Annotated in this window: 18 protein-coding genes and 1 riboswitch; of the genes, 13 read left to right on the top strand and 5 right to left on the bottom strand. The window is 68.0% G+C overall.

The annotated features are described in order from the left end of the window. Positions 1 to 65: 65 nt before the first annotated feature. The 4 genes from V7Z98_RS02360 (at position 66) to V7Z98_RS02375 (ending at position 7,401) form a co-directional block, all read left to right on the top strand. A complete protein-coding gene (locus tag V7Z98_RS02360) occupies positions 66 to 1,367 on the top strand; it encodes a dicarboxylate/amino acid:cation symporter (RefSeq protein WP_293259435.1) in 1,302 nt (433 codons plus the stop codon). A gap of 144 nt (positions 1,368 to 1,511) precedes the next feature. Further along, entirely contained in the window at positions 1,512 to 3,467 is a 1,956-nt protein-coding gene (locus tag V7Z98_RS02365) for a sensor histidine kinase (RefSeq protein WP_334156846.1), read from the top strand. Beyond that, positions 3,460 to 4,821 carry a sigma-54-dependent transcriptional regulator gene (locus tag V7Z98_RS02370; protein ID WP_334156847.1) on the top strand — a complete coding sequence of 454 codons (1,362 nt, stop codon included), beginning with the start codon at positions 3,460 to 3,462 and terminating at the stop codon, positions 4,819 to 4,821. Before V7Z98_RS02365 ends, V7Z98_RS02370 begins: the two co-directional genes overlap by 8 nt. 118 nt (positions 4,822 to 4,939) lie before the next feature. Beyond that, a riboswitch (cyclic di-GMP riboswitch) is annotated at positions 4,940 to 5,024 on the top strand. Between the two features lie 85 nt (positions 5,025 to 5,109). Then, positions 5,110 to 7,401, top strand: coding sequence for a S8 family peptidase (locus tag V7Z98_RS02375; RefSeq protein ID WP_334156848.1), 2,292 nt, complete (start codon positions 5,110 to 5,112; stop codon positions 7,399 to 7,401). Positions 7,402 to 7,410: 9 nt separating this feature from the next. Here V7Z98_RS02375 and yfcF read toward each other — a convergent pair whose 3' ends face one another. Next, on the bottom strand, positions 7,411 to 8,052 hold the full coding sequence (gene yfcF, locus V7Z98_RS02380; protein WP_334156849.1) for a glutathione transferase: 642 nt from the start codon (positions 8,050 to 8,052) through the stop codon (positions 7,411 to 7,413). Positions 8,053 to 8,061: 9 nt separating this feature from the next. Continuing rightward, on the bottom strand, positions 8,062 to 8,442 hold the full coding sequence (locus V7Z98_RS02385; protein WP_334156850.1) for a DUF1801 domain-containing protein: 381 nt from the start codon (positions 8,440 to 8,442) through the stop codon (positions 8,062 to 8,064). A 247-nt stretch (positions 8,443 to 8,689) separates the two neighbouring features. On the opposite strand from V7Z98_RS02385, the gene uvrA reads away from it, so the two are divergent. The 3 genes from uvrA (at position 8,690) to V7Z98_RS02400 (ending at position 13,908) form a co-directional block, all read left to right on the top strand. After that, positions 8,690 to 11,524, top strand: a complete 2,835-nt coding sequence (uvrA, locus tag V7Z98_RS02390) for an excinuclease ABC subunit UvrA (RefSeq protein ID WP_334156851.1) — start codon at positions 8,690 to 8,692, stop codon at positions 11,522 to 11,524. A 232-nt stretch (positions 11,525 to 11,756) separates the two neighbouring features. Beyond that, positions 11,757 to 13,082, top strand: coding sequence for an adenylate/guanylate cyclase domain-containing protein (locus tag V7Z98_RS02395; protein WP_334156852.1), 1,326 nt, complete (start codon positions 11,757 to 11,759; stop codon positions 13,080 to 13,082). A gap of 145 nt (positions 13,083 to 13,227) precedes the next feature. Further along, positions 13,228 to 13,908, top strand: a complete 681-nt coding sequence (locus tag V7Z98_RS02400; RefSeq protein WP_334156853.1) for a prepilin-type N-terminal cleavage/methylation domain-containing protein — start codon at positions 13,228 to 13,230, stop codon at positions 13,906 to 13,908. Between the two features lie 32 nt (positions 13,909 to 13,940). Here the strand turns inward: V7Z98_RS02400 and V7Z98_RS02405 are convergent, their stop codons facing one another. Next, positions 13,941 to 15,908 carry a monovalent cation:proton antiporter-2 (CPA2) family protein gene (locus tag V7Z98_RS02405; RefSeq protein WP_334156854.1) on the bottom strand — a complete coding sequence of 656 codons (1,968 nt, stop codon included), beginning with the start codon at positions 15,906 to 15,908 and terminating at the stop codon, positions 13,941 to 13,943. 128 nt (positions 15,909 to 16,036) lie between these two features. Between V7Z98_RS02405 and V7Z98_RS02410 the strand changes: the two genes are divergently transcribed. The 6 genes from V7Z98_RS02410 (at position 16,037) to V7Z98_RS02435 (ending at position 20,448) form a co-directional block, all read left to right on the top strand. Beyond that, a complete protein-coding gene (locus V7Z98_RS02410; protein WP_334156855.1) occupies positions 16,037 to 17,032 on the top strand; it encodes a KpsF/GutQ family sugar-phosphate isomerase in 996 nt (331 codons plus the stop codon). A gap of 14 nt (positions 17,033 to 17,046) precedes the next feature. Beyond that, positions 17,047 to 17,580 carry a KdsC family phosphatase gene (locus V7Z98_RS02415; protein ID WP_334156856.1) on the top strand — a complete coding sequence of 178 codons (534 nt, stop codon included), beginning with the start codon at positions 17,047 to 17,049 and terminating at the stop codon, positions 17,578 to 17,580. Then, the gene (gene lptC, locus V7Z98_RS02420; RefSeq protein WP_334156857.1) at positions 17,577 to 18,158 is read left to right on the top strand and encodes an LPS export ABC transporter periplasmic protein LptC; all 582 of its coding nucleotides are present in this window, start codon (positions 17,577 to 17,579) and stop codon (positions 18,156 to 18,158) included. Before V7Z98_RS02415 ends, lptC begins: the two co-directional genes overlap by 4 nt. Then, a complete protein-coding gene (gene lptA, locus V7Z98_RS02425; RefSeq protein ID WP_334156858.1) occupies positions 18,155 to 18,802 on the top strand; it encodes a lipopolysaccharide transport periplasmic protein LptA in 648 nt (215 codons plus the stop codon). The genes lptC and lptA overlap by 4 nt, the downstream gene beginning before the upstream one ends. A gap of 295 nt (positions 18,803 to 19,097) precedes the next feature. Then, positions 19,098 to 19,655: a phasin family protein gene (locus tag V7Z98_RS02430; protein WP_293259357.1), complete on the top strand. Its 558-nt coding sequence runs from the start codon at positions 19,098 to 19,100 to the stop codon at positions 19,653 to 19,655. Positions 19,656 to 19,884: 229 nt separating this feature from the next. Then, positions 19,885 to 20,448 (top strand): phasin family protein, encoded by a 564-nt coding sequence (locus tag V7Z98_RS02435; protein WP_293259354.1) that lies wholly within the window; start codon positions 19,885 to 19,887, stop codon positions 20,446 to 20,448. Between the two features lie 110 nt (positions 20,449 to 20,558). On the opposite strand, the gene V7Z98_RS02440 is transcribed toward V7Z98_RS02435, so the two are convergent. Beyond that, on the bottom strand, positions 20,559 to 21,356 hold the full coding sequence (locus tag V7Z98_RS02440) for a competence/damage-inducible protein A (protein ID WP_334156859.1): 798 nt from the start codon (positions 21,354 to 21,356) through the stop codon (positions 20,559 to 20,561). Beyond that, positions 21,353 to 22,165, bottom strand: coding sequence for an EI24 domain-containing protein (locus V7Z98_RS02445; RefSeq protein WP_334156860.1), 813 nt, complete (start codon positions 22,163 to 22,165; stop codon positions 21,353 to 21,355). Before V7Z98_RS02445 ends, V7Z98_RS02440 begins: the two co-directional genes overlap by 4 nt. Positions 22,166 to 22,192: the final 27 nt, after the last annotated feature.

The following is a 22,192-nucleotide window of genomic DNA, read 5'->3' on the forward strand; positions in this document are numbered from 1 at the left end:
CCACCGAAGAGACGATCAACGTCATTCCCATTTCATCCCGGCCTGACCGGGGGAGGAGTCCTGCAATGAAAATGAACAAGCTGACCACCTGGATCGGGGTTGCCCTGGTCCTCGGCATCGTCGTCGGCTACGCCTGCCACGAACTGGTCCCGGAAGCGGCGGCGGCCAAGGAGCTGGCCGGCTATTTCGGCATCCTCACCGATATCTTCCTGCGCCTGATCAAAATGATCATCGCGCCCCTGATCTTCGCCACCCTGGTGGCGGGCCTGGCCAACATGGGCGACGCCAAGGCGGTGGGCCGCATCGGCGGCCGCGCCCTGGGCTGGTTCATCTGCGCTTCGTTCTGTTCGCTCTTCATCGGCCTGCTCTTTGCCAACGTGCTGCACCCGGGCCACGGGCTGAACGTACCCCTGCCCGATTCCGCCGCCGGCCTCAACCTGAAGACCGCCGCCCTCAACCTGAAGGACTTCATCACCCACGTCTTTCCCAAGAGCGTGATCGAAGCCATGGCCGGCAACGAGGTGCTGCAAATCCTCATCTTCGCCGTGTTCTTCGGCGTCGCCCTGGGCCACCTGCACAACCAGACCGCCCGCTCCCTGGTGAACACCATGGACGAGGTGGTGCACGTGATGCTTAAGGTCACCGACTACGTGATGCGCTTCGCCCCCTTCGGCGTGTTCGGCGCCGTGGCCGCCGCCATCACCATCAACGGCCTGGGCATGTTGCTGGTGTTCGGCAAGTTCATGCTCAGCTTCTACGTCGCCCTGGCCGCCCTGTGGGGCGTGCTGATCCTGGCCGGCTTCGCGGTGCTGGGCAAGGACGTGTTCCGCCTCCTCAAGCTGGTGCGCGGCCCGCTGCTGGTGGGCTTCTCCACCGCTTCCAGCGAATCCGTCTATCCCAAGCTGATGGAGCAGCTGGAGAAGTTCGGGATCAAGAACCGGGTCACCGGCTTCGTCCTGCCCCTGGGTTACTCCTTCAACCTGGACGGCTCGATGATGTACACCACCTTCCTGGCCCTGTTCATCGCCCAGGCCTACGACATCCCGATGAGCATCACTGCCCAGATCACCATGCTGCTGGTGCTGATGGTGTCCTCCAAGGGCATCGCCGGGGTGCCCCGGGCCTCCTTGGTGGTGGTGGCCGCCGTGCTGCCCATGTTCAACCTGCCGGAAGCCGGCCTGCTACTGGTGCTGGGCATCGACCACTTCCTCGACATGGGCCGCACCGTCACCAACGTGCTGGGCAACTCCATCGCCACCGCCGTGGTGGCCAAGTGGGAAGGCGCCATCGACCCGGTGCCGGCCGACCAGGCCGACGCCGAGGAATCCCTGCCGGTGGTGGACGAAACCTACCCCGAAGCGGCCTGACGCCGCCTCACCGGGCGGCGGCCCGACAACGCCGCCGCCCCAACCTTCCTCCAGTTCGCCCGGCACCTTTTTGCCGGGCTTCTTTTTCTCCCGCCATGACGCCCGACGGCAACCGCCCCGCGCCAGCCGCCCTCCGCCACCGCCATGCGTGACGAACCCCGCCCGGCGGCCGCCGCGCCTGATAGCATGGGGCCGTTTTCCGCCCCGGACCCGGCCCTGCCCATCATGCCCGCCCCGCAACGCCTGCTCCGCCTCCTGGCCCTGCTGCTGGGCCTGGCCGCGCTGATCGGCGGCGCCAGCTACGCCACCTTCCGGGTCAGTCAGGCCATGGGCCTGGCCGAACTGCAACTCACCGGCCGACACCGGCTCGACCTCTACACCGCCAGCCTGGAACGGGAAATCGACAAGTACGCCTACTTCCCCACCACCCTGGGGCTGGAGCGGGACGTGCTCGACCTGCTCGCCAAGGGCGAGCGGGACACGCCCCTGGCACGGCGGATGAACGTCTACCTGGAACAGCTCAACGACCGGGCCGGCACCCTGTCGGTCTACGTGCTCGACACCCGGGGCACGGTGCTCGCCACCAGCAACTGGCGCCGCCCGGACAGCTTTCTCGGCGAGGACCTGTCGTTCCGCCCCTACTTCCGCGACGCCATGGAAAACGGCAGCAGCCGCTTCTTCGGCATCGGCACCACCCGGGGCGAACCGGGCTACTACCTGGCCTCGGCCCTGACCAACGCCCAGGGCACCGTGGGCGTGGCGGTGGTCAAGGTCAGCCTGGAGCAGCTGGAAAAATCCTGGGCCACGGTGGAAGCCCCGGTGCTGGTCTCGGACGAGAACGGGGTAGTGATCCTGGCCTCGGTGCCGGACTGGAAGTTCACCGCCCTCGCCCCCCTGGACGAAGCCACCCGCCACACCTTCGACCGCACCCAGCAATACAACCGGCGCGCCCTCAACCCCCTGGGGGTCAAGGAAATCGCCGCCCTCGACCACGGCGCCCGCATGGTGAAGCTGCCCCGGGTCGGGCCGGAGATGGTGTCGGTGTTCCCGGTGACCGGCCAGTTCCTCGCCCAGTCCCAGCCCCTGCCCGGCACGCCCTGGAGCCTCACCGTGTTCTCCCACGTCGAGCCGGTGCGCGAGATGGCCGCCAGCCGGGCCGCCCTGGCCGGCATCGCCGCCGTGCTGGTGTTCATCGTGCTGATCATGTTCAACGAGCGGCGCCGCCACCTGCGCGACCGTCTGGCCGCCCGGGAAGCCCTGCAACGGGCCCACGACGAACTGGAGCGCAAGGTGGCCGTGCGCACCGCCGACCTGTCCGCCGCCAACGCCCGCCTGCAGGAGGAAGTGGCCGAACGCATCCGCGCCGAGCGCACCCTGCGCGCCGCCCAGGACGAGCTGGTCCAGGCCGGCAAGCTGGCGGTGATCGGCCAGCTGTCCGCCGGCATCGCCCACGAGCTGAACCAGCCCCTGGCCGCCCTGCGCACCCTGTCCGGCAACGCCGGCAAGTTCCTCGACCGGGGCGACCTGCCCACGGTGCGCGGCAACCTGACGCGCATCGCCCAGCTGGTGGACCGCATGGGCAGCCTCACCGGCCAGCTCAAGTCCTTCGCCCGCAAGTCCTCGGGACAGCCCCGGCCGGTGGTGCTGCAACAGGCCCTGGACAACGCCCTGGCGCTGCTCGACCAGCGCCTGCGCCAGAGCGGCACCCGGGTCGTGAGCCGCCTGCCCGCCGCCGACCTGGTGGCCCACTGCGACCCGAACCGGCTGGAGCAGGTGCTGGTCAACCTGATCGGCAACGCCCTCGACGCCATGGCCGGCCAGCCCGAGCCCTGCCTGGAACTGTCCGGCGAAGCGGCGGGCACCCTGCTGCGCCTGCGGGTGCGCGACCACGGCCCGGGCCTGAGCGACGACGTGCGCGCCCACCTGTTCGAGCCCTTCTTCACCACCAAGGAAGCCGGGGTCGGCCTGGGCCTGGGGCTGCCCATCTCCGCCGGCATCGTGCGCGACTTCGGCGGCACCCTGGACGGCGACAACCACCCGGAAGGCGGCGCCGCGTTCACCCTGGAAATCCCCGCCGCCGACGAGAACCGCCATGACTGACGCCCCCCTTACTTCGCCCACCCCCACCCTGTCCGTGCTGATCGTCGAGGACGACCCGGACGTGCGCCTGGGCTGCGAGCAGGCCCTGCAACTCGAAGGCATCGCGACCCAGTCCGCCGGCTCGGTGGAGCAGGCGCGCAAGCGGCTGGGGGCCAACTTCGCCGGGGTGGTGGTAAGCGACATCCGCCTGCCCGGCGCCGACGGCATGGCCCTGCTGCGCGAACTGCATGCCCTGGACCCGGAGCTGCCGGTGGTGCTGATCACCGGCCACGGCGACGTGTCCCTGGCGGTGCAAGCGATGAAGGACGGGGCCTACGACTTCATCGAGAAGCCCTTCGCCCCGGAGCACCTGGTGGACGTGACCCGGCGCGCCCTGGACAAGCGCCGCCTGACCCTGGAAGTGCGCGCCCTGCGCGCCCGGCTGGAGAGCCAGGACCAGCTGGAGGCCCGGCTGATCGGCCGTTCGCCGGCCATGGTGCGGGTGCGCCAGCTGATCGGCGACCTGGCCAACAGCGCCGCCGACGTGCTGATCTTCGGCGAGACCGGCACCGGCAAGGAGCTGGTGGCCCGCTGCCTGCACGAGGCTGGCCCGCGCCGCCACGGCAACTTCGTCGCCATCAACTGCGGCGGTCTGCCCGACACCCTGTTCGAAAGCGAGATCTTCGGCCATGAGGCCGGGGCCTACACCGGCGCCGGGAAGCGCCGCATCGGCAAGATCGAGCATGCCAGCGGGGGTACCCTGTTCCTCGACGAGATCGAGTCCATGCCCGTGGCGATGCAGATCAAGCTGCTGCGGGTATTGCAGGAGCGCTGCCTGGAGCGCCTGGGCTCCAACACCTCGGTCCCCATCGATTGCCGGGTGGTGGCCGCCACCAAGGAGGACCTGCTGACCCTGTCCGGCCAGGGGCGTTTCCGCAACGACCTCTACTACCGCCTGAGCGTCGCCACCCTGCCCCTGCCGCCCCTGCGCGAGCGCCGGGAGGACATCCCCCTGCTGTTCGAGCACTTCCTGCTCCAGGCCGCCGCCCGCCACCAGCGCCCGGCGCCCCCGGCCGATCCGGCCCGCTTGCAGCAGTTGCTGGCCTACGACTGGCCGGGCAACGTGCGCGAGCTGCGCAACGTGGCCGACCGCTGCGTGCTGGGCATCGAGGCCGGCGTAGCCCCCTTTGCCGCCGCCGCCCCGGCCGCGCCCCTGGCGCTGGCGGAATCCGTCGAATCGTTCGAGCGCGCCCTGATCGCCGACGCCCTGGGCCGCCACGGCGGCAGCCTCTCCCGCACCGCCGAAGCCCTGGGCGTGGCCAAGACCACCCTGCACGACAAGATCCGCAAGTACCGTCTCGGCGAGCAGGGCTAAGGTCCGCGCCAGTACTCGTTCTCCGGGGAGCGCCCCTTCCCGGCCGGTGGCGTTCCCCGCCGCTTTCGCCCCCCAATCGTTGGACGGGTCAGAGGTTTGTCAGGCCGTCGTCCTAGATTGACGACATTGGCAAACCCGTCGAAAGCCGGGGACGCAAAGCTGCGGGGCTAACGAGGAAACTCCAGGCCAGCCGGGCTGCCGGAATGCCGCAAGGGCGTTTCGTCATGCCGGGCCTCGCCCGCATCCCGCTTTGCATCCCGATTTCGCGCACTCCGGAAGGAAATCGAGATGCTCAACTCCCTCGTCAAGCGCACTCCCGTGGCCCTGGCGCTGCTTTCCGCCTTTGCCGCCGGCGCCCAGGCCGCCACCACGCCGGGGCCCGCCCCCTGGCTGGTTCAGATCGGGGAAACCAACGCCATCCTTTCCGCCGCCAACTGGGGCAAGGGCGTGATCATCGGCACGGTGGACACGGGCATCGTCGCCAGCAACCCGGTGTTCGCCAGCGGCCAGGTCTCCACCCAGCTGAGCGGCTGCGCCGCGGTGAGCTTCCGCTGCACCAGCGGTGCCCTGGACGACAACGGCCACGGCACTGCCGTGGCCTCGATCGCCGCCGCCAACAAGACCACCACCGGCACCTACAGCTACTCGGGCTACACGGTCGCCGCCGGCAGCTACATCGGCGTGGCCCCCAACGCCAACATCGTCGCCGAAAAGGCCCTGAGCAGCGCCGGCTCCGGCACCAGCACCGACGTGGTCAACGGCATCAACCGGGCCGTGGCGGCGGGCAGCGCCATCATCAACCTGTCGCTGACCTTCATGCCCACCGCGGACATCGTGGCCGCGGTCAACGCCGCCGCCGCCAAGGGCGTGTTCATCGTCTGGGCCGGCGGCAACAGCAGCCAGGCCCTGCTCAACAACGCCAACAGCCTGGGCTTCACCCAGGCGGCCATCAGCCATCTGATCCTGGCCGGCGCCCTGGACACCACGGCGGCCAAGAACGCCTCATACACCAACACCCCGGGCACCGGCAGCTTCGTCAGCACCAGCGGCACCCAGGCCACCTACGCCTCCCGCTGGATCACTGCGCCGGGCACCAACATCCTGGCCCCGGGCATCATGTACGGCTCGGGCGCCATGGCCCTGTGGTCCGGCACCTCGATGGCCGCCCCCGTGGTCAGCGGTTCCCTGGCCCTGCTCGAATCCGCCTGGCCGATCCTCAAGACCAACGGCACCGCCGCCAACCTGCTGCTCGCCACCGCCACCGACCTGGGTGCCAAGGGCGTGGATACGAGCTACGGCACCGGCCTGGTCAACCTGGGCACTGCCTTCCAGCCCTACGGGGCCCTGACCGTCACCCAGGCCAACGGCAAGACCGTCGCCCTGACCAGCCTGACCGGCTCCCTGATCACCGGCGGCGCCCTGGGCAGCCTTGCCTCGGTGCAGGCCAAGCTGGCCAACTACACCGCCCTGGACGGCTACCAGCGCAACTTCACGGTCAACCTGTCGGGCCTGATCCAATCCCGCCCCACCGCAGCCAGCGTGAACCCGCTGCCCAGCAACCCGAACACGGGCGTGGCGGTGATGAAGCTGAACGACGGCGGCCAGATCGCCACCTGGCAGGCGCCGGCCCTCAGCCCGGCGGACCGGCTGGGCGTGTTCGCCAACAACGACGGCAGCCCGGTACCCAACGTCGGCTTCGTCGCCTTCACCAACGCCGCCGGCAGCACCCTGGCCATGGGTTACGGCATCGCCTCCAAGTACGCCTTCTCCCGCGCCCTGTACGAGGACGCCAACCTTTCGTACCTGGGCAGCGAGCTGGGGGTTTCCAACCTTTCCGACCTGGCCCAGGGCGGCTACCACATGGCCTACGGCACCCGGCTCGACTCGGGCGTCCGGGCGGCCCTCTCCCTGACCCGCACCCCCACCGAGTTCTACGCCGGCAACCCGGCCTGGGGCCAGGTGACCGGCCCCACCAGCGCAATGAACCTCAACCTGGGGGTGACCTACAAGTTCGCCGACCGCTGGACCGGCGGCATCACCCTGGGACAGCTGAGCGAAACCTACGGGCTGCTCGGCAGCAGCTACGCGCCCAATAGCGCCCTGGATCTGGGCACCAACCGCACCACCAGCTATGGCCTCTCCCTGGCCTACGCCTTCGACGCCGACCGCAGCCTGCTGATGGAAGCGGGATTCGCCTTCACCCGGGGCGGCAGCGGCAGCGGCCTACTGACCGAGACGACCAACATCCAGTCCCGCTCCTACGGCGCCACCTACCTCGCCAAGCGCATCTTCGGCGATGAGGACCGGCTGACGATCTCCGTGAAGCAGCCGTTGCGCGTGACGGCCGGCCAGGCCGGCGTCGCCACCACCAGCATCGACCAGTTCGGCGTCGCCCACTACGGCACCGAAATGACCAGCCTGGTACCCACCGGCCGCCAAGTGGACGTGAAGCTGGCCTACGACACCCCGATCGCCCGCAACCAGTCCGTGATCCTGCAAGTCATCGGCCGCAAGGACGTGAACAACATCGCCGGCGCCCGGGACGGCCAGTTGGGCATGATCTGGTCGGCGCGGTTTTGAGGGGATGAATTACGGGGTAGGCCGCTCCCGGCCTACCCATAGCTGCACGGACGGGCGCTGCCATTGGCGCCGGGCGTAGGCGGCCAGGGCCGCCGGAACCGGGTCGCCGTTCAGAACGAGACGATTCAGCATCAAGGCCAGGTCCGTATCCGCGATGCTCCAGTCCCCGAAGAGATTCGTCTCCCCCGAGGGAAGCAGAAGCTCCGCAGCGGCAATGAGCTTGTCGGCGGCGGCCTGGGCCTCCCGGGATAACGGTGTGTCCGGTGTGTCGACCGGCCGAAGGAATACGACCTCGGTCGAGCGCTCGTTACGTAGCGCAACCAGATCGCTGCGCAGCCAGGCTTGAATCTGGCGGGCCCGGGCACGGTCGCGGACGTTGGCCGGGTAAAGTGGCGTTCCCGGGAAAACCTCATCGACGTACTCCGCAATCGCCGACGACTCGGACAGGGCGAAGTCCCCGTGAATGAGCGTTGGAACGCGCCTGGTGATGGACTGGGCGGCAAAGTGCGGCGCCTCGGTTTCCTTGGCGGCGAGGTTCAGCGGCACCAATTCGAACGGCAAGCCCTTTTCATGCAGCGCCACAAAGGCGGACATGCCATAAGGGCTGACGAATTGAGCGTCGACATAAAGATGAAGATCGGGGCGCGACATGGGAGCCTTTCAGGAACAATCGATGGGACCGGCCATACTTTTGGCCACCGCATGAGCAAGCGGCAAGTAATCGGCAACCTTCTTGGATTCGATTTCCGCCACGGTCTTGAGCTTGATGTGCCGCCGGCCCTTACCGGAACCTTCGAGATAACCATGCGGGTCTTGAATCTTTGCGCCATCGCCGAACTCGAGCGATACATGGGCCTTGTATGCGAACAGGCCACAGAAGCGGCCCCCGGACGAAAAGAGTACGCCGCCGTATTTGACCTCTTCCACACAGGGAGCAAACATCCGATGAATCAGCTTGCGCACGGACTGGACCACTTCATATTGCTCCGTTCCAAGCAGCTGGATGTCGGCGACGAGTGCTTCGACCGATTTTGTTGCCATCGAGATGATCCCAAGCGAAGTGATGACAACGCCATGCTACTGGCGGGTATGTCATCGCAGAAAGCGTCACTATAGGCCGCTTGCGGTGGGGCGGTTTGCTGGAGGAGTTTCCCCGCGCACCGGCACTGAAGAGGAAGCCAGCAGGCCTGCCGGGGGAAACAGCCGTGGGTTCCACACAGGCCGAACTCCCTTTCACTCCGCCGCCAGGGTATAGTTTCCGGTTGCCCCCAATCGAGCCGGACACCCCATGGACGAGATCAAGATCCGCGGCGCGCGGACCCATAACCTGAAGAACATCAGCCTGGACCTACCCCGGGACAAGCTGATCGTGATCACCGGCCTGTCCGGCTCCGGCAAGTCGTCCCTGGCCTTCGACACCCTCTATGCCGAGGGCCAGCGCCGCTACGTGGAAAGCCTCTCGGCCTACGCCCGGCAGTTCCTGCAACTGATGGAAAAGCCTGACGTGGACCTGATCGAGGGCCTGTCGCCGGCCATTTCCATCGAGCAGAAGGCCACCAGCCACAACCCGCGCTCCACCGTGGGCACGGTCACCGAGATCCACGACTACCTGCGCCTGCTGTTCGCCCGAGCCGGCACGCCTTACTGCCCGGACCATCACCTGCCCCTGGAAGCCCAGACCGTCTCCCAGATGGTGGACCACGTGCTGGCCCTGCCCGAGGACACCAAGCTGATGATCCTGGCGCCAGTGGTGGCCAACCGCAAGGGCGAGCAGCTCGACCTGTTCGCCGAACTGCGCGCCCAGGGCTTCGTGCGCCTGCGCATCGATGGCGAGATCCACGAGATCGACGCCCTACCCAAGCTGGACAAGAACAAGAAGCACACCATCGACGTGGTGGTGGACCGGCTCAAGGTGCGCGACGACATGCGCCAGCGCCTGGCCGAGTCCTTCGAGACCGCCCTGCGCCACGCCGACGGCCGGGCCATCGCCCTGGAGATGGATTCGGACACGGAACACCTGTTCTCGGCCAAGTTCGCCTGCCCGGTGTGCTCCTACGCCTTGCAGGAGCTGGAGCCGCGCATCTTCTCCTTCAACAACCCGATGGGCGCCTGCCCCAAGTGCGACGGCCTGGGGGTGATGCAGTTCTTCGACCCGAAGCGGGTAGTAGCCCATCCGGAGCTGTCCCTGTCCGCCGGCGCCATCCGCGGCTGGGACCGGCGCAACCAGTTCTACTTCCAGATGCTGCTGTCCCTGGCCCAGCACTACGGCTTCGACGTGGATACGCCGTGGAACGAGCTGCCCGAGGCGACCCGGGAGATTCTGCTGTTCGGTTCGGGCAAGGAGGCCATCGCCTTCCAGTACCTCAACGAGCGGGGCAAGTACGTGCTCAAGGAGCACGCCTTCGAAGGCATCATTCCCAACCTGGAACGGCGCTACAAGGAAACCGACTCCCTGACGGTCAAGGAAGAGCTGGCCAAGTACATCAGCACCCGCCCCTGCCCCACCTGCGAAGGCACCCGCCTGCGCAAGGAGGCGCGCCACGTGCGCATCGGCCAGGGCGACCAGGGCAAGACCCTGCACGAGATCAGCCGCATGCCCCTGGCGGCGGCCCGGGACTTCTTCTTCAACCTGGAGATGACCGGCCACAAGGCCCAGGTGGCGGAGAAGATTCTCAAGGAGATCACCTCCCGCCTGCAGTTCCTCATCAACGTGGGCCTGGACTACCTGTCCCTGGACCGCTCCGCCGAGACCCTGTCCGGCGGCGAGGCCCAGCGCATCCGCCTGGCCAGCCAGATCGGCTCCGGCCTCACCGGCGTCATGTACGTGCTCGACGAGCCATCCATCGGCCTGCACCAGCGCGACAACGACCGCCTGCTGAAGACCCTGGCCCAGCTGCGCGACATCGGCAACACGGTCATCGTGGTGGAGCACGACGAGGACGCAATCCTCACCGCCGACTACGTGGTGGACATCGGCCCCGGGGCCGGGGTGCACGGCGGCGCCATCGTCGCCGAGGGCACGCCGGGCCAGGTGGCCAAGAACCCGGAATCACTGACCGGCGCCTACCTGTCGGGCAAGAAGCGCATCGCCGTGCCCGCCCAGCGCCGCGCCCCGGACCCGGAGCGTGAACTGGTAGTGAAGGGGGCCCGGGGCAACAACCTCAAGGGCACCGACCTGACCTTGCCGGTGGGGCTGTTCACCTGCGTCACCGGGGTTTCCGGCTCAGGCAAGTCCACCCTGATCAACGACACCCTGTACGCGGTGGCGGCCAAGACCCTGTACGGCTCCAACACCGAGCCCGCCGAGCACGACGAGATCGTCGGCCTGGATCACTTCGACAAGGTGATCAACGTGGACCAGAGCCCCATCGGCCGCACTCCCCGTTCCAACCCGGCCACCTACACCGGTCTGCTCACCCCCATCCGCGAGCTGTTCGCCGGGGTGCCGGAATCCCGCTCCCGGGGCTACGGTCCGGGCCGCTTCAGCTTCAACGTCAAGGGCGGCCGCTGCGAGGCCTGCCAGGGCGACGGCGTGATCAAGGTGGAGATGCACTTCCTACCGGACATCTACGTGCCTTGCGACGTCTGCCACGGCAAGCGTTACAACCGGGAAACCCTGGAGGTGCACTACAAGGGCAAGTCGATCTACGACGTGCTGCAAATGACCGTGGAACAGGCCCGGGAATTCTTCGACGCCGTGCCGGTGGTGGCCCGCAAGCTGCAAACTCTGGTGGACGTGGGTCTTTCCTACATCACCCTGGGCCAGAGCGCCACCACCCTGTCCGGCGGCGAGGCCCAGCGGGTCAAGCTGGCCCTGGAACTGTCCAAGCGCGATACCGGCCGCACCCTGTACATCCTGGACGAACCCACCACCGGCCTGCACTTCGCCGACATCGAACTGCTGCTGACGGTGTTGCACCGCCTGGCCGACCACGGCAACACGGTGGTGGTGATCGAGCACAACCTGGACGTGATCAAGACCGCCGACTGGTTGGTGGACCTGGGCCCCGAGGGCGGCGGCGGCGGCGGCCAGATCATCGCCACCGGCACGCCGGAGGCCGTGGCCAAGGTCAAGCAGAGCCATACCGGCCGCTTCTTGGCACCGCTGTTGAAGCGGGGCTGACCCCGTTGCTCCCGCCACCTTGCCCGGCCCCCACGCCCGGCAAGGTGTATCCCCCGGTGCTGCCAGGAGCGGCCTGCCGCCATGGCGTTATGCCTGGCGGTCGCCGTGAGCACTCCGCCGGCCGGCCTCGATCCCCCGCCCAACCCGGCCTAAACGGGCAGAGAAGCCTTTACCCCGATGGATGCCGCACCAATAATGGAGGGCCTGCCATCTTTTCGCCGACCGCAACCCAATGACCGCCGCCCCCGGCCTTCTCGACACGCTATGCCAGGCAGGAGCTTCCACCCCGGACACGGACGCGGAGCAGCATAAGAAAGCCTTGCTGCTGGCCGCCACGGCCCTGGCGAGCCTCGTCTCCCTAGTCTGGTACGGCCTCTACTGGCTGCTCGGGGTCCGCTTTTCCGCCCTGTTGCCGGTGGTCTTCAACTTGCTGTTGGCGGTCAACCTGCTGGGCTACCTGAAGGGTGGCAACCTCGTCCTGTTCCGCAATGTCCAGCTGGGCTTTTTCCTGGTGATGCCATTCGCGGCCCAATGGGGTATGGGGTCGTTCGTCGCCGCCTCCGGCCTCTGCCTATGGGGCGTGCTGGCGCCGGTAGGCGCCATCATGCTGGTGGGCGTGGGCCAGTCCGTCGCCTGGTTCGCGGCCTACCTGGCGCTCATCCTGATCTCCGGCGTGGTGGACTACGCCCTGGCCGGCCATGCCCACGCGGTGCCGGCCGAGGTCAGCGGGCTGTTCTTCACCCTCAACCTGACCGCGGTTTCCGCCCTGGTCTTCCTGCTGCTGCGCTTCGCCTCCGTCGAGCGGGAGCGGACCCAGCAGCGCCTGGAAGATGCCCACCGCCTGCTCCAGGCCGAACAGGACCGTTCCGAGCGGCTGCTGCTCAACGTCCTGCCCGGCCCCATCGCCGAGCGGCTGAAGCGGGGCAACCAAACCATCGCCGACGGCTTCGCCGACGTCTCGGTGATGTTCGCCGACATCGTGAACTTCACCCACGTGGCCGAGGGGCTGTCGCCCCAGCAGGTGTTCTCGATGCTCAACCGCATCTTCTCCACCTTCGACGAACTGGCCCAGCAGTACGGGCTGGAGAAGATCAAGACCATCGGCGACGCTTACATGGCCGCCGGCGGGCTGGACGAGGGCAACAGTCTCGCCGAGGGCCTGCGCCCCGACTACACGGCGGCCATCGCCGACCTGGCCCTGGCCATGCGCGACCTGCTGCACCGGGATTTCGACGTGAACCGGCGCCACCTGGACGTGCGCATCGGCATCGGCACCGGCCCGGTGGTGGCCGGGGTGGTGGGCAAGAACAAGTTCATCTACGACCTGTGGGGCGACACGGTGAACACGGCCAGCCGCATCACCGGCGAAGGCCAGCCCGGCATGATCCAGGTGGACGAGGCCACCTACCAACGCCTGCGCGACCGCTTCGACTTCACCCCGCCCCTGACCCTGTCCCTCAAGGGCAAGGGCGACACGGTGATCTACCGCCTGCTCGGCCGCCAGGCGGCCCGCCCGGAAGACAACGGCAGCGCCGAACCCGCCCCGCAGCGGGCCTGACACTCCAGGCACGGCCCGCCGGGCGCCAAAAAATGACATTCACATTTTTCGGCGCCCGATAGATAATCCCCCGACCCATTTCCTCGCCTGCAAACCTAGGGCCTGGTCCGCCCGACGGGCCGCCCAACCGTCGGGAGGTCGCCCCATGCAGCAGCAGCGTGGTTTCACCCTGGTGGAAATCGCCATCGTGCTGGTCATCATCGGCCTCTTGCTGGGCGGTGTCCTGAAGGGCCAGGAGCTGATCAACAGCGCCAAGGTGAAGAACTTCGTCAACGATTTCCGCACCGTGCCGGTCTTCATCTACAGCTACCAGGACAAGTTCCGCACCCTGCCCGGGGACGACCGCCAGGCCACGGCCCACCTGGGCGGCAGCGCCGTCTCGGCCGGCGTGGCCCTGCTCGACCCCGCCGCCCAGGGCGGCGGCACCTCCGGCAACGGCCGGATCGAAGGTGCCTTCAATTCGGAATCGGCCGGCGACGAAAGCGTGGCCCTGTGGCAGCACATCCGGCTCGCCAACCTAGCCGCCGGCAGCACCAACTTCGCAGCACCCCGGGACGTGCTGCCCACCAACGCCGACGGCGGCCGCCTGGGCGTGCAGAGCACACCGCCGATCACGGGCATGAGCGGCTCGTTCTTCGTCTGTTCTTCCGGCATCCAGGGCAAGTTCGCCCGACAGATCGACGTCACCATGGACGACGGTGCCACCCATACCGGCTCGGTGCGGGCCACCGCCGGCACCATCTCGGCCGCCAGCCTGACCCAGGCCGCCGTCTCGGCGGCGGCGCTACAGGACGACCAGACCTACACCGTCTGCGCGGCGTTCTGACCCCGCCCCGATCGTCCCTCGGCCCCGCCCTATCAGCCCTTGAGCAGGCGAGTCTCGGCGGCACTCACCTCGTACTGGCCGCCCAGCAGCACCACCACATCGCCGGCCTGAAAACGCATGTCCGGAGCCGGCTCGACCCCGGTGATGCCGCGCCGGCGCACGGCGCTGACCTCGATGCGCATCTGGTCCAGGCCCAGCTCCTCGATGCTGCGCCCCACCCCGTGGGCCTGCTCGGTGAGCAGCACCGAGTGCAATCGGGGCGCCTGGATGTCCGGACTGTCGTCGGCCCGCTCGGTCAGGCCGTGGAAGAAGCCGCGCAGCAGCCGATACCGTTCGCTGCGGGTCTCGCGCAAGCGGCGCAGCACCCGGTTGAGGGGCACCCCGAGCAGCACCAGGGCGTGGGACGCCAACATCAAGGTGGCTTCCATCACGTCCGGCACCACCTCGGCAGCACCGGCCTTGGCGAGACGCTCCAGGTCCCGCTCGTCGGCGGTGCGCACCACCACCGGCAGGTCCGGCCGGAGTTGCTGGACATGGTGCAAGATGCGCTCGGCCGACGGGGTGTCGTTGAAGGTCACCACCAGCACCTGGGCCCGGGAGAGACCGGCCGCCACCAGGGTTTCCTTGCGCGTCGCGTCACCGTAGACCGCCGACTCGCCGGCCGTCACCGCCTCGCGTACGTGCTCCGGGTCCAGGTCCAGGGCCACGTAGGAAAACCCTTCCCGGGCGAGGAAGCGGGCCAGGTGCTGGCCGGAACGGCCGAAGCCGCAGATCAGCACGTGGCGGTCGGTGGCCATGGTCTGGGCGGCGATGCGGGTCAGCTGCATCGAGCGCAGCATCCATTCGCTGGTGGCCAGGCGCATCACGATGCGCTCGCTGTAATGGACGATCAGGGGCGCCGCCAGCATCGACAGCACCAGGGCGGCCAGCACCACCTGGAGCACTTCCATGGGCATCAGGGGCTGGTTGCCGGTGAGAGAGATCAGCACGAAGCCGAACTCGCCCCCCGCCGCCAGCCATAGCCCGCTGCGCAGGGCCGTGCCCGGGGAGGCGCCCATCAGCCGCGACAACCCCGCCACCAGGGCGAACTTGCCCAGGAGCAGGAGCACCAGGGCGAGCAGCACCCAGGGGAAGTAGTCGAGCACGGTGTGCGGATCGAGCAGCATCCCCACGGTGACGAAGAAGAGGCCCATCAGCACGTCACGGAAGGGCTTGATGTCCTCGTCCACCTGGTGGCGGAACTCGGTCTCGGAGATCAGCATGCCGGCGACGAAGGCCCCAAGGGCCAGGGACAGGCCGGCCAGCTCGGTGACGTAGGCCAGGCCCAGGGTCACCAGCAGCACGTTGAGCACGAACAGTTCGGCGGACTGGCGCCGGGCCACCACGTAGAACAGGCGGCGCATCAGCTTCTGTCCCAGATAAAGCACCAGGGTCAGCACGAACACCGCTTTTAGCGCCGCCAGCCCCAGGGTGCGCAGCATCTCGCCGGCCGGCTCGGCGAAGGCGGGGATCAGGATCAGCAGGGGCACCACCGCCAGATCCTGGAACAACAGCACCCCAATCACCTGGCGGCCGTGGGGCGAATCCAGCTCGAGGCGCTCGGCCAGCAGCTTGGACAACACGGCGGTGGACGACATGGCGACGATACCGCCCAGGGCGATGCCGGCCTGCCAGGTCAACCCGGCTGCCAGGCAGATCAGCAGCACCGCCGCCATCACCCCCAGGACCTGGGCCGAGCCCAGGCCGAACACCACCTGGCGCATGGCATGCAGCTTGGGCAGGGAGAATTCCAGCCCGATCGAGAACATCAGGAACACCACGCCGAATTCGGCCAGGTGCTGCACGCTGGCCACGTCGCGCAACAGGCCGAAGGCGTGGGGGCCGACCAGGGTGCCCACCACCAGGTAGCCCAGCACCGGCGGCAGCTGGAAGCGGCGGAACAGGGCCACGGCCACCACGCTGGCGGCAAGCAGGAGGATGGTGACGGGCAGGAGGTTCATGGCCAGGGGAGTTGGGGAAAAGGGCTCCGGCTGCCCCGCGCGGTCGCGAACCCCGGCCCACGCAAGGCCGGACGGGGTGGAGTGGTATAATTTGCGTCAATCATAACCGCAGCTTCCCGATTGCCCCAATGACCTCCGCATCGCCCGCCGCCACCGCGACGCCCCAGGCCCTCGAACTGGCCCGCGAGGTGCTGCGCATCGAGGCCGAGGCGGTCACGGCCTTGATCGGCCGCATCGACGGCACCTTCCTCGCCGCGGTGAATCTAGTGCTGGCCTGCCGGGGGCGCCTGATCGTCTCGGGCATGGGCAAATCCGGCCACATCGGCCGCAAGATCGCCGCCACTTTCGCCAGCACCGGCACCCCCGCCTATTTCGTGCACCCCGCCGAGGCCAGCCACGGCGACCTGGGCATGATCACCGGCGACGACGTGGTGATCGCCCTGTCTAACTCCGGCGAGTCCGAGGAACTGGTGCGCATCGTCCCCATCCTCAAGCGCCAGGGCGCCAAGCTGATCGCCATGACCGGCAACCCAGCCTCGTCCCTGGCCCGCCAGGCCGACGTGCACCTGGATGCCGCCGTGGCCCAGGAAGCCTGCCCCCTGGGGCTGGCCCCCACCGCCAGCACCACCGCCGCCCTGGCCCTGGGCGACGCCCTGGCCGTGGCCGTGCTCGACGCCCGGGGCTTCGGTCCCGAGGATTTCGCCCGCTCCCACCCCGGCGGCACCCTGGGTCGCCGCCTGCTCACCCACGTGCGCGACGTGATGCGCCCGGCCGAGGCCGTTCCCGCCATCGGCCCCGCCGCCACCCTGGCCGAAGCCGTGCTCGCCGCCTCCCGAGGCGGCCTGGGCATGACCGCGGTGGTGGACGAGCAGCGGCGCGTGCTCGGCATCTTCACCGACGGCGACCTGCGCCGCACCTTCGAAAAACGCCTCGATTTCAACGGCGTCGCCATTGCCGACGTGATGACCCGCTCGCCCCGCACCATCGGTCCGGAAAAGCTGGCGGTGGAAGCCGTCGAGATGATGGAGCGGCACCACATCAACCAGCTGATCGTCGCCGCCCCGGACGGCCAGCTCCTCGGCGCCCTGAACATGCACGACCTGTTCCGCGCCAAGGTCATTTGAGTTCCCGCCTCCCCATGTCCGCCACCACCCTCAAACTGATGGCCTTCGACGTCGACGGCGTCATGACCGACGGCCGCCTCTACTTCACCGACGACGGCAGCGAGGTCAAGGCCTTCCACACCCTGGACGGCCAGGGCTTGAAGATGCTGGCCGGCGCCGGCGTGCAGCTGGCCATCATCACCGGCCGCCGCTCCAACTGCGTCGCCCACCGGGCCCACAACCTGGGCATCGACCTGCTCTTCCAGGGGGTGCACGACAAGCACGCGGTGATGGCCGATCTGCTCAAGCGCCGCGGCTTGACCTTTGCCGAGGCCGGCTACATGGGCGACGACGTGGTGGACCTGCCGGTGATGCGCGCCTGCGGCTTTTCCGCCACCCCGGCCAACGGTCACGCCGTGGTCAAGCAGTACGCCACCCTGACCACTCAGCTGAAGGGCGGCGAAGGGGCCGTGCGCGAAGTGTGCGATCACCTGCTCGCCGCCCAGGGCCGGCTGGAGGCCGCCCTGGCCCCGTACCTGGTGACCTTCCCCGACGGCGCGGCGCAATGAAAGCCTCCTTCGGCCCCGGGCTGTTCCCCATCGGCGTGATGGCGGCGCTGGCCGGCCTCACCCTGTGGCTGTCCCAGACCACCCAGCTGCCGGAACCGGACCGCACCGGCAAGTTCCGCCACGATCCGGACTACCGCATCGAGCACTTCACCCTCACCAAGCTGTCGCCCCAGGGCCAGCCCCACCACGTCCTCGTCGCCGACAAGATGCAGCACTACCCGGACGACGACACCACCGACGTGACCCGCCCCCATCTCACCACCCTGGTGCCGGGCAAGCCCCGCACCCAGGTGAGCTCCGACACCGGCCAGGTCAACAGCGACGGCAGCGAAGTCCAGCTCACCGGCAACGTGCACCTGATCCGCGACGGCGAGAAGGGCAATCCGCCCCTGGAAGCCTTCGCTCCCGACCTGCTGGTCCTGCCCGACGACGAGAAGGCCCACACCGACAGCCCCGTGCGCTTCGTCCAAGGCGCATCCCGCCTGAGCGGCACCGGCTTCGACATCGACAGCGCCGCCATGCAGTCCACTCTTCATTCCCGGGTTTCCGGCCAGTTCGAAAGCCGCCATAAAAAATGACCCCCTCCCGCCACTTCGCCCGTCCCGCCCTCCTCCTCTCCCTGGCCTTGGCCTTCGCTCTCGGCGCCGGCCCGGCCCGCGCAGAAAAGGCCGACAAGGAGAAGCCCGTCAACCTGGAAGCCGACCGGGTCAGCGCCGACGACGCGCGCAAGGTCTACACCTTCGAAGGCAACGTGCGCCTGGTGCAGGGCACCATGAGCCTGCTCGCCGACCGAGTGGTGGTGACCCAGGACGAGAGCGGCTTCCAGAAGGGCGTCGCCTACGGCCTCAACGGCAAGCTGGCCAAGTTCCGCCAGAAGCGCGAGGGCAAGGATGAATGGATCGACGGCGAGGCCGAGCGCATCGAGCACGACGCCAAGACCGACACCACCGAGCTGTTCATCCGTGCCTGGGTCAAGTCCGGCCAGGACGAGGTGCGTGGCCCCTACATCCGCTACGACGCCCTGACCGAGCAGTACCTGGTGGCTTCCGCCCCCGGCGCCAAGCCCACCAGCACCGGCACCACCGCCGCCGCTCCGGGCGGCCGGGTACGCGCCATCATCCAGCCCAAGGGCAAAGGTGAGGCCGCCGGCACCACCCCAGCCACGGGTAAGAGCGATGGTGCGCCGCTCCGGATCGCACCCACGGTCAACACCGACCGCTGAGCGCCCGGCATCACCCGGCTGTCCTGCGGCGACGCGCAAGCCCGATAATTACACCGCGCCAACACCCTGTTTTTAAGCCGATTCCCGATTTTGTGCACTGCAACAAAAAAGTGTTGACATCGGAACGGGCATCCCTATAATGGCACTCATGTTGCGGTGCAACAGCACGCCGGGATCGTTCCGGATGCCGCCGCACAACGTCGAGAGTCCCTCGGGACTCCGGACCGGGGCCTAAAGCGCATGCTGGCATCGGTCTTCCCCGAAGGATGTTGAACGAGCTTAACTTCCGAAGGAGATGCACATGTTTGCCACCCCCGAGCAATTCGCCGCTGCCAACAAGGTCACCGTGGACGCCCTGCTGACCATCGCCAACACCGCCCTGGCCTCCGCCGAGCGCGTTGCCGCCCTGAACCTGCATACCGCCCGCGCCCTGCTGGAAGACAGCGTGTCCAACACCAAGACCCTGCTGGGCGCCAAGGACGTGCAGGAACTGGTTTCCCTGCAAGCTTCCCTGGCCCAGCCGAACGTGGAAAAGGCCGTGGCCTACTCCCGTAGCGTCTACGAGATCAGCGCCCAGACCCAGGAAGAAGTGTCCAAGGTCTTCGAAGCCCAGCTGACCGAGTTCAACAAGACCGTCGCCGGCGTGCTGGACAAAGTGTCCAAGAACGCCCCCGCCGGTTCCGACGTGGCCGTGGCCGCCGTCAAGTCCGCCATCGCCGCCGCCAACTCCGCCTTCGACAGCGTGAACAAGGCCGCCAAGCAAGTGGCCGAAATCGCCGAAGCCAACGTGGCTGCCGCGACCAACGCCACCGTCAAGGCCGTCGGCACCGCCGGCAAGAAAAAAGTAGCCTAACGGCTCTGCTTTAAAATCCCCCGGTTCGCCGGGGGATTTTTCCATGTGAGCGACCGACGAGGCCGCTTGCTAGAATGCAGTAGCGGTACCCAGCAGTCCGTAACACTCGCAGCAAACGCCACCACAACGGCAACACCACGACAAACGGCGACAACAACACTAGGCGCTCCCCACGCCAACCGCTCTTGGACGATCACCTTTGATCTCATCTAACCTGGAGGGTAGCACTATGTCGACGCAACAAAATCTGGACCAACTGAAGGCCGCGCAAAAGGTCAACGCCGAGGTTCTCCTCGAACTGACCCGTTCCACCTTCGACAGCATCGAGCGCCTGTCCTCGCTCAACCTGGAAACCGCCCGCGAACTCCTCAACACCTCGGTCGCCCAAAGCCAGACCCTGCTCGGCGCCAAGGACATCCAGGAGGCCGCCCGCCTGCAGACCGGCCTGGCCCAGCCCAATCTGGAACTGCTGACCAACTACTACCGCAAGCTCTATGAGCTGGTGACCGAGTTGCAGAAGGAAGCCACCCAGGTGGTGGAATCCCACTACAACCACCTGTCCAAGAACGCCACCGCCGCCATCGAGAAGACTGCTTCCCAGGCTCCCGGCGGCGACGTGATGGAAGCCGCCCTGAAGTCGGTCCTGTCCGCCTCCACCCAGGTGTTCGACAACATGACCAAGGCAGCCAAGCAGTTCGCCGACATCGCCGACGCCAACGTCAAGGCTGCCACCACCGCTACCAGCAAGGCAGTGGGCAGCGCCACCAAGGCCGCCAGCGCCGCGAAGAAATAAAAGCATCAACGCAAAACAAAAAGCCCCGGGAGTTTCCCGGGGCTTTTTGCGTTAACTGCGTCGCAGCCGCGTCGCTGGGTGGCACCGCAATGCCGTGCCTTAGTGCAGCCTCAGGGCCGCCAGGTCCAGGCGATGTTGCGGGCCTTCACCTCGGCCAATATCTCATCCATGGCCGCCGCCACCCGGGGCCCCAGGCCTTCGACGCCCAGCTCCAGGTGGCGCCGCTCGCCGTTGTCGGCCATGGACGGCAGGGAGAACAGGCGCAGGTCCGGGTAGGCAGCGACGATGCGCTCCATCAGCTCCAGCAGGTTGCTCTCGTAGGCACCGGGACCGGTCAGCAGCAGGGCCCGGTCCACCAGTTCCACGGGACGATGCAGGTCGCGGTGGTGGGTATCCAGGGCCCACTCGATCATCGGCCAGGCCATCTGGGGGAAGCCGGGCATGAAGTAGTGGTCGCGCACGAAGAAACCGGGGATCTGGTTCACCGGGTTGGGAATGATGCCCGTACCGGCGGGGAAGGTACCGAGCAGCAGGCGCTTTTCCGTCGCCTCGGCACCGAAGCGGCCGCGGATCAGGGCCTCGGCCTCCGGGTGCAGTTCCAGGGGCACGCCCAGGGCGGCGGCTACCGCCTGGCGGGTGTGGTCGTCCGGAGTGTTGCCGATGCCGCCGCAGGAAAAGACCAGGTCGCCGGAGGCCAGGCTGCGCCTGAAGGCCTCGGTGAGGCGCGCCCGGTCGTCCCCCAGGTACTGCACCCAGGACAGACGCAGCCCCCGGGCGGCAAGGAGCTCGGTCAGCTTGGCAAAATGCTTGTCCTGGCGTTTGCCGGACAGTATCTCGTCGCCGATGATGAAGGCGCCGATGGTCCGGGACGGGGCCGCCGAGCCGGCCGGAATGGAAACGTCGCTCACAACAGTTCTCCCTTGATGACGCGGACCCGGCCCTCGCCGTGGCCGCCGTCGGATTCAACGCTTACACCGCTGACCTCGATCACCTCGGCCTCACCGCTCATCACCGCCCCGCCGCGCATGCCGCGCAACAGGGACAGCCCCAGGTGCACGTAGGCCAGGGCGGTGAAGGACGGCACGAACAGGCCGAGGAACGGCACGTGGGCGGCCAGGGCCAGGATCAGGCCGAGCAGGTAGAAGCTGCCGGCATGGCGCTGCTTGATCTCCTGCCATTCGGCCGGGGTGGCGTGGGCCGCCAGGGCGTCGAAGGCGAAGGTGCGGCGGTTGAGCCAGGCCAGCAGCATGATCGGCAGCACCAGGGCAGCGCCGGGAATCAACCACAGGGGCAGGGTCACCAGCCAGCCGGCCAGGTAGCCGGCCACCGCCACCAGGCTGTTGACCGTGGAGGCGACGATGCTGTCGCGGCCCAGGGGCGCCACGTCCCGGTAATCGGTGCGGGCCAGGTGGCGCAGCAGCAGGGGCAGGATGACCACGGCGGCGATGACCACGGCGGTCAGGTAGGCCGCCGCCAGAATCACCACCCAGCCGCCGATGGCGGCCAGCAGGTGGGCCAGCCAGGCCACGCCCCAGTTCGAAATCCAGGAGAGCGGCGGCTGGATCGCCAGCCAGTCGATCACCCGGCCGAGAAAGGCGAAGGCAAGGACGATCCACACCACCAGGGAGAGGATCGCCGGCCCCAGGATGGCGGCCCACACGCCGCTCCGGGACAGGGAGGCGAAGCTGCGCGCCAGGGCGAAGAGGACCTCAGCCATGGCGGGCCTCCGTGGCAGCGTCAAAAA

Source organism: Oryzomicrobium sp., assembly GCF_036820405.1.
Taxonomy (GTDB): domain Bacteria; phylum Pseudomonadota; class Gammaproteobacteria; order Burkholderiales; family Rhodocyclaceae; genus Oryzomicrobium.